The 13,783-nt window shown below is 57.7% G+C and carries 11 protein-coding genes; 5 read left to right on the top strand and 6 right to left on the bottom strand.

Annotation, left to right across the window (positions count from 1 at the left end):
- Positions 1-21: 21 nt before the first annotated feature.
- The 3 genes from ADIMK_RS04105 to ADIMK_RS04095 form a co-directional block, all read right to left on the bottom strand.
- Positions 22-987, bottom strand: a complete 966-nt coding sequence (locus ADIMK_RS04105; protein WP_036183914.1) for a ribonuclease Z — start codon at positions 985-987, stop codon at positions 22-24.
- Positions 988-1,068: 81 nt separating this feature from the next.
- Complete coding sequence (locus ADIMK_RS04100) at positions 1,069-1,623, bottom strand: cytochrome b/b6 domain-containing protein (protein WP_036183912.1); 555 nt, start codon at positions 1,621-1,623, stop codon at positions 1,069-1,071.
- Positions 1,624-1,634: 11 nt separating this feature from the next.
- Positions 1,635-1,901, bottom strand: a complete 267-nt coding sequence (locus ADIMK_RS04095; protein ID WP_036183909.1) for a PepSY domain-containing protein — start codon at positions 1,899-1,901, stop codon at positions 1,635-1,637.
- 159 nt (positions 1,902-2,060) lie between these two features.
- Here ADIMK_RS04095 and ADIMK_RS04090 point away from each other — a divergent pair, with 159 nt between their 5' ends.
- Entirely contained in the window at positions 2,061-3,365 is a 1,305-nt protein-coding gene (locus tag ADIMK_RS04090; protein ID WP_036183906.1) for a GGDEF domain-containing protein, read from the top strand.
- 2 nt (positions 3,366-3,367) lie between these two features.
- Here ADIMK_RS04090 and ADIMK_RS04085 read toward each other — a convergent pair whose 3' ends face one another.
- The gene (locus tag ADIMK_RS04085; protein WP_036183904.1) at positions 3,368-4,774 is read right to left on the bottom strand and encodes an Lcl C-terminal domain-containing protein; all 1,407 of its coding nucleotides are present in this window, start codon (positions 4,772-4,774) and stop codon (positions 3,368-3,370) included.
- A gap of 123 nt (positions 4,775-4,897) precedes the next feature.
- Between ADIMK_RS04085 and ADIMK_RS04080 the strand changes: the two genes are divergently transcribed.
- Positions 4,898-5,155, top strand: coding sequence for a DUF2164 domain-containing protein (locus ADIMK_RS04080; RefSeq protein ID WP_036183902.1), 258 nt, complete (start codon positions 4,898-4,900; stop codon positions 5,153-5,155).
- Here the strand turns inward: ADIMK_RS04080 and ADIMK_RS04075 are convergent.
- Both ADIMK_RS04075 and ADIMK_RS04070 read right to left on the bottom strand, forming a co-directional pair.
- A complete protein-coding gene (locus tag ADIMK_RS04075) occupies positions 5,142-6,449 on the bottom strand; it encodes a sensor histidine kinase (RefSeq protein WP_036183899.1) in 1,308 nt (435 codons plus the stop codon). The genes ADIMK_RS04080 and ADIMK_RS04075 overlap by 14 nt on opposite strands.
- Complete coding sequence (locus tag ADIMK_RS04070) at positions 6,436-7,116, bottom strand: response regulator transcription factor (protein WP_036183897.1); 681 nt, start codon at positions 7,114-7,116, stop codon at positions 6,436-6,438. Before ADIMK_RS04070 ends, ADIMK_RS04075 begins: the two co-directional genes overlap by 14 nt.
- Before the next feature lie 617 nt (positions 7,117-7,733).
- On the opposite strand from ADIMK_RS04070, the gene ADIMK_RS04065 reads away from it, so the two are divergent.
- The 3 genes from ADIMK_RS04065 to ADIMK_RS04055 all read left to right on the top strand — a co-directional run bounded on the left by ADIMK_RS04065 (position 7,734) and on the right by ADIMK_RS04055 (position 13,723).
- Entirely contained in the window at positions 7,734-10,427 is a 2,694-nt protein-coding gene (locus tag ADIMK_RS04065) for a PAS domain-containing protein (RefSeq protein ID WP_197027466.1), read from the top strand.
- Positions 10,405-11,037, top strand: coding sequence for a response regulator (locus ADIMK_RS04060; RefSeq protein ID WP_036183893.1), 633 nt, complete (start codon positions 10,405-10,407; stop codon positions 11,035-11,037). Before ADIMK_RS04065 ends, ADIMK_RS04060 begins: the two co-directional genes overlap by 23 nt.
- Before the next feature lie 583 nt (positions 11,038-11,620).
- Complete coding sequence (locus tag ADIMK_RS04055; RefSeq protein WP_197027465.1) at positions 11,621-13,723, top strand: putative bifunctional diguanylate cyclase/phosphodiesterase; 2,103 nt, start codon at positions 11,621-11,623, stop codon at positions 13,721-13,723.
- The last annotated feature ends 60 nt before the right edge of the window (positions 13,724-13,783 follow it).

The following is a 13,783-nucleotide window of genomic DNA, read 5'->3' as shown; positions in this document are numbered from 1 at the left end:
GCATGATGTGGAGGCCCTCGACTACAGCGGCAGCAAAAGCCCGTCGCGACTGATCAGCCAGCAGGCGAAATCCTCGGCCAGCTGCAACTGGCCGCTGTAATGCGTCCGAGCCTCGGTTTTGATCTCGCTGATCTGTCGGTCGCCGCGACGGCGTGCCTTGCGCAGGTAGCGGGGGCTGAAGTGCGTCAGAATCAGGTTGGGAATACCTCGGGATTCGGCGAAACGTGCCACTTGCGCTGCGCAACTGTGCTGGGGCTCAGGCCCGACCTGCTCAAGCACATCGGCGGTATAGGTCGCCTCGTGCACCAGCAGGGCTGCATCGGCACACAGTCCGGTGAGGCGCTCGGGGCTGTCGTTGTCACCGGCGATCACGGCCACGCGGGGCGCTCTGGAGGGGCGGGTGTAATCGGCACTGCGCAGCCAGCGGCCATCGGGCAGCTGAAGATCCCTGCCCTGCTGCAGCTGCGCATACTCAGGTCCGGGCGACACGCCTTCGTCCTTGAGCCGTTGCACGTCGAGCTGTAACGGAATCTCGCACTCTTCAAGTCTGTACGCCCAGCACTCGGTGCGGTGGCTCAATGCACACGCCTGTATTCTGAACCCCGCGGCTTCAAGATCGAGTGTGCCGTCAACCGGGATGAACTCGATCGGATAGTCGATGCGCATCTCGGTACATTCGATGACCGCTTGCAGGTAGCGCCAGATAGCGTGCGGCCCCACCAGCGTCAAGGGTGCCTTGCGGCCGTTGAGCTGGCAGGAGGCCAGCAGCCCCGGCAGTCCATAACAGTGATCGCCGTGAACGTGGGTGATCAGAATGGCCGACAGCTGCAGTGGTGAGAGCCGTGTGCGCAGCAGTTGATGCTGGGTTGCCTCGCCACAGTCGATCAGTACCCAGGGTTTGCCGCGCTCGGGCTGAACCGCTGTGGCGCTGACATTGCGGTGGCGGGTCGGTGCGCCGGAGGAGGTGCCTAGAAAGGTTATCTTCACAACAAGGGTCCAAACGCTGTTTGTCCCTTCAGTGTAAAACAGCCCCGCACCGATGTATCGGGCGGGGCGGTGTTTGCAGGTTCAGTCGATATCCTGAGGCATGGCGCTGCGTTTGCGACCGGTCAGCATCGACTTGACCAGACTTTCCCGGTGACGCAGGCTCGCCAGCACAACACCTGCAACGTGCAGGCCCACCAGCATCAGGATCAGGTTGCCGATGAGCTCATGCAGCTCCCCGACCCAATCCACGCCCCAGAAACGGTCGGTGGTGCCGAGCCAGCCGCTGAAGGTCAGGGCCGCCAAGCCGATCAGCAGGACGACCACCATCATACCTCCGGCCGGATTGTGACCGATATAGCGGGCTTCGCGGGCATGGCGGATATCCCGCAGATAGGCGATAACCTTGCCGGGGTGGCGGACAAAATGGTTGAAGCGGGCGTAGCGCGTGCCGATCAGCCCCCATATGACTCTGATCGTTATGAGCGATGCGACGATGTAGCCGCAGACCTCGTGAAGATCCTGCCATTCGTCGGCGCTGATCCAGGCCACTGCAAAACTCAGTACCAGTGACCAGTGAAAAACACGGACAATCGGATCCCATACTTTAACGCTGGGTGGTACTCCAGTGACCTGCATCCGGCTGCTCCTTAGTCCTGCATCTTCACAATTTCAAAGGACTTCGGGTTAAAGTAGGCCTCAACGCGCTCGCCCTTGTCGTCTTTCGCGTAGACCTCGTAGCAGCCCTCATCCACCTTGATCTTGCGGACCTCCCAGCCCTTTTCCTTGACCGCCTGTTCCAAGGCATCCTGAGTCTGCCATTCGCTTTTGGGTACATTGCACAGCTCATCTTCCGCATGAGCGGCAGCGGAGAGGGTGGCGGTAGAGATCAGCAGTGCAGCGATGAGTTTGTTCATGTGTAGCTCCTTTTTGACATGTTGGATGAGGCCACTTTAGGAGCGATTACTTAAGTGATGCTTAAGTGCGGTGACATTGAGCTTGAGGCTGTCTGGCCGGAAATTCTCCGCCGGACTGTGGTATAAACAGCCACAGGCGAAGCGATCGGGAGCTGAAAAATGAAGTTGCGCACCCAACTGACACTGACGATGTTACTGGTTGGCCTGATCGCCTCGGCGCTAGTAGGCGGAGTCGCCTACTGGTTATTGATGCGCGACTTCCGCCAGTCGGTTCAGGATCAGGCGTTCGATAATTTTCAGACCGATGTACAGGCCTATCTGAGCCGTTACGGGTCCTGGTCGAGGGGCGAGTCGGTCGAGCCATTCCCGCTGTTTGTGCAGCGCTCGCGCCCGATGCTATCCCCGGGCTTCGGTTCAGGCCCACAACCTCCGTTTCCGCCCGCGGACCGGAGAATGCCCCTGCCCGATCATACCGGTATCGATGCCAATAGAGCGCCGAGCGGTATGGGCGCCCAGCGCAGAACCGCACCCTTCCTGTTCATGCTGACCGATCCTGCCGGTCGGGTGGTTAAGCCCGGGCAGGATTATCGCCGGGGCGAGCAGGTTTCCGGTCGTTTGCTCGCCAGTGCTCGCCCTATCGAAGTTGACGGCAAGGTGGCGCTATTGGCTGTGCCGTTGGGCGATCCCAACTTGTCGCCGCAGGACCTTAGCTATCTGGCGGCGATGGAGCGGGCTCTGAGTTATGGCCTTGCCGGTGCCGCCTTAATGGCTTTGCTGCTTGGGGTGCTGTTCAGTCGGCGTCTTTGCCGCCGGATAGACGAGCTGACGAGCGCGGTGCATGCGATGCGCGCCGACGGAGAGCTGGAGCAGGCGGTGGCTGTGCACAGCCGGGACGAAATCGGCGAGTTGGCCGGTGCCTTCAATCGCATGAGTCGTGAGCTGGCAAAGGCTCACGCCGAGATGAGAGAGGCCGCCATCCGTGACCCGCTGACCCAATTGCATAACCGCCGCTATTTTAACGAGCAGGCGGCTCTGGCGTTCGACCAGGCTGTGCGTTACGACCAGCCACTGACGGTGATGATCGCGGATCTCGATCACTTTAAGCAGATCAACGACAACTTTTCCCACGCCGTGGGTGATGAGGTACTCAAAGGTGTTGCCCGGATCCTCAGGAGCAATATCCGCAAGAGTGACGTGCTTGCCCGGCATGGTGGCGAGGAGTTTGTGATCCTGTTTCCACAAACCTCGCTGCAGCAAGCGTACGAGCGTTGCGAGTTACTGCGCACGCAGATCGAAAACAGTGACTGGAGCGGCGTGCATCCGCAGCTGAATGTCACTCTGAGCATCGGTTTGAACGACGCTCTGACATTGGGCAGCATCGAGAAGATGCTCAGTGCCGCTGATGAGGCGCTCTATATCGCCAAACGATCCGGGCGCAACCGCATCGAGCCGGTGGCGGCCTGAGATCAGCGCACGCAGCGCACGTAGTTGTCGATACGGATTTCATCACGCTGACCGCCCTGAAAATCCCCCCGCCGTACACTGGCGTCTTTCGGGTCGCTGCGCTGGGCGCCGGCACCGTGCACGTCGATCCCGTCGACGGATGTGCAGTGGCCAAAGCAGATATAGTCGGCCTGCCGGATGTTGTCGCCGTGTGTGGTAGAGGACCAGAACCAGCCGCGTTTATCGCGCATCTGCAAATGACGCGTATCGATGGCCGGATCGTGACGGCTGTAATCAACGATGCTTTGGAGCTCTTTGATATTGGGCAAGCGCCAGTCGTTGTGGCCGCCCAAATCAAGACCCTCACAGTAAGCGAGTGCTTGCTTCCAGTTGCGCGTCTGACCGTCGTCGCGCTGCTGCCAGGTCAGCGCACTGGCCCGATCGGTCACGGTGGCATCGCCGTTATCGACGAAATCGTTATCGCCCCAGGGCTTGCCGCGCACGCAACGATAGAACAGCGCCGTGCGGCCGCCTTCGATCGGGGCCTGTTTGATATGGCCATCGAGGAAATTCATGAAAAACGCGGCCTGTACCCCCTTGCGTCCCCAGTGATCCCCTGTGTACAGGGTTGCTGACCAGGTCTGGCCCATCATGTCGGTGGCATGAGTGCTGGCGTAGGGATCGTTGCGCAGGATGGAGGCGTCAGGTTGGTGAATCTCGAAGCGATCATCCAGGTAGGGGCGTCGGCCTACCGAGCCGCGAAAGTCGGCGATCGAAAACAGCTCTTTGATCGAGGGCAGGCGCCAGTCGTCATAACCGCCCAGTTCCAGTTGCGCGCAGGCCTGACGGGCCTCGTTCCAACTCAGGCGGGTTGCATTATGCGCCTGCTGCCACATCAGTTCGGTGATGCGGTCGGTGACGATGCCATCGCGCACTGAGTAAGCAGGCGAGGCACCTGAAAACTGAGCATCCTGACCGTAATAAGCCTGCCCGGGCTTGGGGCAGGGGATCAAGCCTTGATCGTCGAAGCAGCCGCCCTGATTGGTATCCGGTATACGGCTTACGATGCTCAGCGCCCCGTCGGGCGTCGGCGGTATATCGGCACCCAGAGGGGCTCCTGCTCTCGCCATGTCCGGTTGCCCGTTGTTGAAACCGGGGCTTGGTCGGCCTCCCATCTGACCCTCCGGCAAGGCTGAGGCCGGGGCTGTGCGCAAACTGGTCGGGCCATCAAATTCAGGCACACAGACAAGCCCCTGCCGCACCGGGCGACAGCTGCCGTTAACCTGGCCGTGAGGTGCGCGGAACGCGCACTGCGTACCTTGTTGTTGTCCACTGCAGGCCTGGAGTGCTTCAGGAGGCGGGCCACCCGCCGGGGGCTGGGCGTTGGCGCAGGCGCAGGCCAACAGCAATGCGATCAGTTGTTTTCTCATCCTGAGATCCTCGTGCCGGACAGGGAGCCCCGCTATCATAGGGGGCATGGACGCGTGGGTGAAGTCGGCATCGATACCGTCTTGCCGGTACAGGCCCCGTGAAACCGTTGAAGCGGAGGGATGATGTCGATTATCAAGTTTTCCAGGGAAGAGCAGGCGTTGATCGTCGAGCAGATACAGCAGTATTTCAGTGAAGAGCTGGATCAGGAACTGGGCGGTTTCGACGCCCAGTTCCTGCTTGATTTCATCGGTGATGTGATCGGGCCTTATTTCTACAACCGTGGTCTCTATGACGCGCTGGCGATGCTGGAGACGCGGATGGAGAACCTGTCCGAGTCGATCTACGAACTGGAGAAAACAACGGCGTTCAAGCGCGGCTGAGCGGGGCGGGCGGGTTTGACACCCGTGAGCCAAGGAATACCAGACGCGCTGTCCATTGCTGGGGACTCTGCGCGTGCGAGAAGCTCCAGGCGAAGCGGTTGCACAGCTTGCTGACCAGTTGCAGTCCGAGTCCGAAACCGTCGGGCTTGCGGCTTGGATTCTGCTCGTCGGGGCGGTCGTTGCGTACCTCCACTGCTGCATCTGCGGTCAGACGAATCGATATGGTGCCGCCTGGGGTATGTTGGCAGGCGTTGCGGATCAGGTTGCTGAGCACGATACGGCAGGGCACAAGCGGCAGTTCGCGCGTGCAGGGGCTCAATTCGGTTTTAACCTGTATCTCCTTTGCGGCAATCAGGTAGCGGTTGGCTTCGATCAGTTCGGTGATCATCTCGTCGAGCTTTACCTGCTTGCGCTCGGGCTGGTAGGCGTCGTCGCGGCTTAACCATAGCAGGGTCTCGCTGAGCTGATTCATGTTGTCGGTGGCGCGGTTGATGCGCGCCAGTGCGTTGTGACACACCTCGTTTTCTGGTGGGCTGAACCGGTACAGCAGTTGTAGATTGCTGCTGATTACGGCCAGAGGGGTTCGGAGTTCATGGCTGGCATGACGCAGGAACTCATGTTCGCGGGTCAGCGAGTCGCGGGCGGACTGCAGGCTGCTTTGCACAAGATCCGCCAGCCTGTTCACATCGCTGTACAGAAAGTCGGGGTGGGGGGTGTCGATGGTCGAGGAACTCAGTTTGCGGGCCCACTCGATAAGGCGCTGCATCGGACGCGAGATCACCGAATAGAGCATGATCAAAATGGTCAGGCTGAGCAGCAGGGCGGTAATGCTGATCAGCATCAGGCGCACCATGGAGTTGCGAATATCCTGCTCATTGGCGCTGTTCATGCTGGTGGGCTCCACCTGACGCATGTAGAACACCTCTTGCTTGGCAGGTGTCAGCAGCTTCATCAGGAATACAACGCCGCCTTCGGGCAGCCCCGGGACATTGAGCAGAATGCGCAGCTGGTTGGTGTCGATCTCGTCGGCGGCAAGACGCTCTTTTACATAGGGCGGGAGGTGGTCGTATCCGGTGGTCAGACTGAAGCCGAAAAGCTCGGGTTGGCTGTAGGGCTGGTTGGCGTCGATCAGGGGGGCGTAGTGGGCATGCAGGTCTCGAATGATGAAGCGGTTCAGCGTATCGATGCCGTTTTTAAAATAGGAGTCGGCGATCAGGGTGTAGCTGAGGATAACCGTGACCAGCATGCCCAACAGTGCGAGCATCAGGTACTGCCGAAGGCTAAGTTTGATCATGCACGGGTTCTCTGATTTGGAAGCCGTATCCGCTCAGTGTATGGATCAAGGGCGGCAGCCCCTGTTTGTCGACGACCTTGCGCAGGTGGTGCATATGCACTTTGAGGACGTTGCTCTCCGGCAGATCGTCACCCCAGAGGGCGCGTTCAAGCACCTGACGGGATACCGGGTCAGGGCTTGCCCTAAGCAGGGTTTCCAGAATCTGCCAGCCCGAGGGCGTCAGTTTAAGCTCCACTTCTCCCCGGTGTGCGGTGTGACGGTCGAGATCCAGCAGCAGATCCGCCACTTGCAGCTTGCGCATCTGGCCGCTGCGACGGCGGCTCAGGGCATCGATGCGTACGGTCAGTTCTTCGAACGCGAAGGGCTTGATCAGGTAGTCGTCGGTGCCCGCGCGGAACCCTTCAATCTTGTCGTCGAGGGAGTCGCGCGCCGTGAGCATCAGAACGGGGGTGTCGAGCCCCTGCTCCCGCATCTTTCGACACAGCTCTAGACCGTCCATGCGCGGCAGCATCAGGTCGAGTATGACCACATCGTATTGGTTCTTCTGTAGCAAGTTCAGGCCGCTGATACCGTCGGCCGCGTGGTCGCAACGGTATCCGGCCAGTTCCAGATACTGGATCAGGGTGCTGGAAAGGTCTACATCATCTTCTATCAGCAGAATATTCACGCTTCAGTCCTTTGGTCCGAGGGGATCGGCTAACCGAGCATCCAGAGTAGTTAATCGCGTGTTAACAGTCGGTTAAGTAGCAGCGGTTGATAGCTTAATAATTTCTGACCGATTAGTGAAGTTTTGGTGTCGATATTTTGCGACATTTATGGTGGCGGCCTCGCGGGCCGAGTGACGAGGTGGGGTTGGGTTCACCGGGGTCATTCGAAACCCTGTTGGAGATGCGGGAAATAACTGTGTTCAAGTTGAAAAACGGTGTATAAGCGGGCGTCTGTTGCGGATTGGAAACAGTATTTGGAATGTATTAAACAGCTAAATCCTGTTAGCGGATCCGTCTGCGTGGAAATTGGCTGTAATCCTATTGAAAATATTCAATCTCAGGTTCAACCGATTATTGGTATATTAGTCCGTTGCGGATCTACAATGAGCCGTTTTCGTTTTGGGTATGGCAGGAAAGTGGATCCGATTAGGTTCAAATAATTATTAAAAAACGGTTCAGGCCGTGGCGTGGTAGCAGTTAGTTGGGCATGTATCTTAATTATTTCCAGTCTTCGCCATTCGGTGCGCTGATTTTTGATTTGAATTTTCAAATCATCGGCTGCAATAAGGTTTTCCTTGTGCAGACGGGCTATCGAGAGCATGAGCTGTACGGGCAGGGGCTGTCGGTATTGTTGTGCGAGTCGGCGAGCGCACAGCTGGCGAGCGATATCGAGGCCTTGAAATCGTCGTCTACCCCGCACCTGAACCTGACACTGGCACTGCGCTCGAAGGATGGTTGCAACCGTAAGCACCCTCTGATGGCTATCCGTCTGGATGAGCCTGTCGGATCCACTACCGCCTTTGTGCTTCAGCTGTTGGCGCCGTGTACGGTTGACCAAGCACTTCACCCAACTGGGGCCCTGCCATCATCGGCGGTTGAGTATCGTGACGATAGTGCGGATGTGGCAGCCGACATGCTCTCGGACTCGGTTGAGCAGGCAACCGGTATCCGTCGTGAACTGATCGATTCCCTTCAACTGGCCGTGTTTGAGGCGCTTGCCAAAGGGGCGCCGCTGGGGATCTGCCTTGAGCGGGTTGTGAGTTACATCGAACAGGCGTGCCCTGAGCTCTGCGCCAGCGTGATGCTGGTGGATGATCATGCACGCTGTCTTCAGGTGGGGCCCGCGCCGAGCCTGCCTGCTGAATACCTGAAAGCGATCGATGGTCTGGCGATAGCAGAGGGGCAGGGCAGTTGTGGTACGGCTGCTTACAGGGGGCAGGTGATGGCCGTCGATGATATCGCCACCCACCCCTACTTCTTGGCTTACCGCGAGTTGGCGCTGGCGGCGGGCCTTAGGGCCTGTTGGTCGCAACCGATTATCGATGTGAATGGGCAGGTGCTTGGAGTGCTGGCGATCTATCGCCGACAACCGGGAGCACCGGGTCTTGAGCATCTTGCTCTGGTACACCGCGCCAGTCAGTTTACGGCGATCGCTATCCGTCGGTCCCGCGCCGAGTGTGCGCTGCGCGAGAGTGAGGAACGGTATCGGCAAATCTTTGACAACTCAAAAGATGCACTGTTTCTGGTGGAACAGGCTGAGAATGGCCAATATCGCCATATCGAAGTCAATCCGATGCTTGAGTCACTACTGGGTGTGCCCCGATCCCGGTTGCTGGGCAAAACGGTGGACGAGCTGGCGCCGCCGGACTTGGCGCTTTTGATCAATTCGAAATATCGCCTCTGCTTCCAGGGCGGGCGCACGCTTGATGAAGAACTCGAGGTAGAGCTGCCTGCGGGACGTCGTACGTTTCACACAACGCTGGTACCGGTGAAAGGCAGTTACGGTAAGGTACATCGCGTCGTTGGAATTAGCCGGGACATTACCGAGCGCAAACGCGCGGAGCAGCTGTTGCATGCGCGCGAAGAGGCCTTTCGGGCATTGGCCGAGAACTCGCCGGATGGCATCGCGCGTTATGATCGTCTGGGGCGGTGCATTTTTATCAATCCTGCGCTGAGTGCCGCGTTGATGCTGGAGGATATCGATGCCTGCGATGCCGATGATATCCAGCGGACGTTCGAGCAGTTCGATTCAGAATATGGCTGCCAGTTGCGCCGGGCGTTACGCAAGGGGGAGGAGACCCAGGCGCTTATCCCCTGGCGGGGACGGGATGGGCAATGGATATTCAGTGATGTGCGTTTCGTGCCCGAGTTCGATCCGGTAGGGAATGTCGTGTCGGTGCTGGCAGTGGGGCGGGATGTGACAGCGCTCAAAGTGGCTGAGCAGCAACTGAGGGCACTGGCGGACAATTCGCCGGACTTGATCGCCCGATGTGATGGAACCTCCCGTGTCCTCTATATCAACAGGGCGTTGGCTGGCAAGCTGCGGGTCAAGAATGTCGATGCGGTGCTGGGCATACCGATCTCTCAGGCCTTTTCCGATACCCCTGAGTATTCAAGGCTGGAATCTGCTGTACGCCGGGTTTGGACATCGGCCAGTGGTGGTGACCTGGAGCTGTATCTTCCGGCACGCAACGAGTGGCATTTTTTCCGTCTGGTACCCGAGAGCAACGCCGATGGAAAGCTCAGCTCGGTTCTGATTGTCGGACAAGATGTGTCCTCTCAGCGGATGCGCGATGCCTCTCTGCGTGAGTCCCAGTCGATGCTGCGAGAGCTGGCCGCGCGTCGCGAATCGGAGTTGGAAGCCGAGCGCAAGCGTATCGCCCGAGAGGTGCATGATGAACTCGGGCAGCTGCTGACCTCCCTGAGATTGAACCTTAACCTGTTGGCAAGGGAGTTCGGCAGCGCGCAGCCGGAGCTGGGCAGTCGTGTGCGCCTGTTGTGTACGATTGTCGACCGAACAATTCAGTCGGTGCGCGATATCGCATCGACGCTGCGACCGCCGGTGCTTGATATGGGAATTGCATCGGCACTGGAGTGGCTGGTACAGCGCTTCTCAGCCGATACCTGTCTGCAGTGCTCATTGCAGCTGGATGAATCGATCGAATTGGACGAGGCGCGCGCGATCATGGTGTTTCGTGTCGTCCAGGAGTCGTTAACCAACGTGGCGCGTCACGCCAAGGCCAGTAGTGTGCGGGTCAGCCTGCGACGTTGCGGTGGTAAATGTCAGTTATGCGTCGCCGATGATGGCGTCGGTTTCGATCCCAAGGCATATGCGACGCGGCGCTCGTTTGGCCTGATCGGCATGCAGGAGCGGGCTTTGATGATGGGCGGCAAAATGCGTCTGGACAGCGCCCCGTACAGGGGCACACGTATTGAACTCAATATACCGCTGGAGCAGGAGTGCAAGCATGATCCAATTACTACTGGCTGATGACCATACGCTGGTGAGGGAGGGGCTCAAGCGCCTGTTTCATAGTAGCGGCGTAATTCAGGTCGCAGGCGAGGCGGCATGCAGCGGCGAAGTGCTCAATCTGCTCAGACATCAGCGTTTTGACATTGTACTGCTCGATATATCGATGCCCGGTATGGGCGCAGAGGAGCTGCTGGATCGGTTGCGTACTCACTATCCTTCGCTGCCGGTGCTGATATTGAGCATGCACAATGAGCCTCAGATCGCCAAGCGCAAACTCAAGGCGGGCGCCAGTGGCTACCTGACCAAAGACAGTGAACCCGAGATGTTGCTGGAAGCGATTCAGCGGGTAGTGAAAGGCGGGCGTTATCTGAGCCCTGAATTGGCCGAGCGGATCGCATTCGAAGCCGACAGGATTGACGACGATGACAGCAACACCCGGCTGTCCAACCGGGAGATGCAGGTGCTGCGACTGCTCGCGCAGGGGCTTAGTCAGAATGAAATCGCCACCCGGCTGGTGATCAGCAACAAGACGGTGAGTACCCACAAGACGCGTCTGATGCGCAAAATGGATATCGGTAGCAACGCCGAGCTTATTCGTTATGCCGTGGATACGGGTATCGTTGAATGATTATGTCTTTTCCTTGCGTCATAAATTGATTGGTGACCGTTATCAAAAAGCGCTTTATTTGCATTTTTTATTGGCGACTTTGCGCCTTTTTATATATTCCATGAGACACTCGTTAAATAGCCATTAATGGTTATTAAATGCTCTTTTGGTTGTAGGAATATTCTGAATTGGCGGATATTTTTTTACGTATTTTCTGATATCAAAAGCTGAATATTCCGAGTCGTGATAGCGTCCGTTTTTTGACATATTTGCACCTTGTCGTATTTGTGCGACAAATGCGTAGGCAGTTTGGCTCGGGGTTTAATTCACCCGGGATGAATGCGGGAATATTATCGGTATTAGGCAGCTTTTATTTATATCCCGACCCGTTTTAAATGAGTGGTTACTCGGATATGTCAAATAGTACACGGATTGTTTCCCGTTGCGGCGGGCAGACAGGTCACGGCTTCCCGGGCGTTTATCGCCCGATTGGGGACGTGATGATGGAGATCTCCCGACAGGCGGCTGTTTTTTTACCGAAAGCGGCCGGGCGGCGAGAAGAATGAACGACAGTGGTCACTTTTCAGCGGGGTCTAGCGTATCGATGAGCACAGACATAGTGATTGCTCCAGTGTTCGATGATAAAAGCGACGCACGTTGCCTGCTGGAGATGACGTACGGAACCAGCCTGAGGGTTGTATCTATAAACGGGGTTGGGCAAACGTTGCTGGGCGTCTCTCAGGGCGATCTGATCAGTCATCTGGATGACGCCCGGTTGACGCCTGAGTTTTCCGCTCGACTGATCGATGAGGTGCAGAGTTGCTTCGTCGATAACAGCACGCGCAGTTACCAGATATTGCATCAGGGCCAGGGCCAACCGGTCCGGCTCAACATCAGTCTGGTGCCGGTAACGGATCCGGTGGCGACGACCTATCGTGTGCTGATGCTGCTTCGGGAGTATGTGCCTTTTCATCACTTTGATGAGTCGTCGGCTTCCCGCGAGCAGATGTTCTGTAACCTGGTGGAAAACTCGCCCGATACTATTGCGCGATATGATCGTGAATGCCGCCGCTGTTATGCCAACCCCGCATTCGTCCGTCAGTCGGGCGTTGCGCTGTCCAGGCTGATCGGATTCACCCCCTCCGAGGTGCCCGGCGGGGATGAAATGAAGGCCTACGAAGCACGTGTCAGGAGTGTTCTGGAGCAGGGTGCAGAGCAGCAGTACGAGTTGTCCTGGCTATCGGAAGAGGGGGTGGAACGTTGTAGTTTGATCCGCCTTTCACCGGAGTATGATGCTGCTGGGCAGGTCAGCAGCGTGCTGGCGGTCGGGCGGGACATCTCCGAAGTCGATCAATACCGCAGGCGTGTCCATGTGTTGGCCAACTATGACGCGGTCACGGGGCTTCCAAACCGTGAAATGTTTTACAGCCGATTGCGTCAGGAGATTGCCACCGCGAGGGAAGCCCACGGCTCTGTCGGTCTGATCATTCTGGATTTTGATCACTTCAAGGTGATCAACGACAGCTTGGGCCATGTGGCGGGAGACTGTCTTCTGCGTGAGGCCTCCGAACGCCTTAAACACTGTCTTCAGCATGACGAGTTCGTAGCCCGTCTTGGCGGCGACGAGTTTGCGATCATATTGCCTGATTGCCATGAGCGGGACCGGCTCGGTCATGTTCCACAACTGCTGATTGAGGCATTCGGCGAGCCATTCGAACTGCATGAGCGGGAGATATTTGTCACCGCCAGCATCGGGATCTCGCGATATCCACAGGATAGCCGCCAGATCGATGATCTGATCAAGTATGCTGACTCCGCCATGTATTCCGCCAAATCGCGTGGTCGAAGCGAGATCGCCTACTATGAAAAGGGGCTTACCACAGGCGTTACCGAGCGGATGATGCTGGAAGGCGAGCTTCGCAAGGCGCTTGAGCGCAACGAACTGGAGCTCTACTTCCAGCCCAAGATCGAGCTGGTACATCAGATCATCGTCGGCAGCGAGGCGTTGCTGCGCTGGAACCATCCGCAACTGGGGCTGCTGACCCCGGATCGATTCATCACCCTGGCCGAGGAAACCGGGCTGATCATTGAGATTGGTGACTGGGTATTTAGACGTGCCTGCGAGGTTGCCGTGGAGTGGAACCGTGATGAGCAGAAGTTGCATACCGTCGCAATCAACCTGTCACCGCGCCAATTCGTCGGCAAGGATCTGGTGTCGACCGTTTGCGAGATCCTGGAGCAGACGGGCTGTTCACCGCGATGGATCGAGGTTGAGATCACCGAGAGTTTGCTGTTGGATGATCAACCCTCGACGCGACGGGCATTGAATAAGTTAAGTGAGTTGGGTATCCGCATAGCGATCGATGATTTTGGTACCGGCTATTCGGCGCTGAATTATCTGACTCGCTTCCCGATTCATATACTGAAGATAGACCGCTCCTTCATTGAGCGGATCACTACCGACCGTAACTGTGAAAAGCTGGTCAAGGCGATCATCAATCTGGCGCGCAGCCTACGCATGACGCTGGTGGCCGAAGGGGTGGAGACCAAGGCGCAGGCACTGTTCCTGGAGAATCTGGGGTGTCATCAGGTACAGGGCTACCTGTATGCGCGTCCGGGACCCAAGTCAGAGATCGAAGGCAGTCTGTTGAATCTGGCGAGCTGGACCCTGGGGCGGGACTATCGAGATGAGGGGGATGGCGAGTAGCCGTGTTGTCGTGAGCGGATTCTGAGGCCATAAAGTGAAACGGTTCCCAACTTGGGAACC

It is taken from the genome of Marinobacterium lacunae (assembly GCF_000705555.1).
GTDB lineage: Bacteria > Pseudomonadota > Gammaproteobacteria > Pseudomonadales > Balneatricaceae > Marinobacterium_D > Marinobacterium_D lacunae.
Note: the sequence above shows the minus strand (reverse complement) of the source record. Positions and strands in the feature narration are given on the sequence as shown.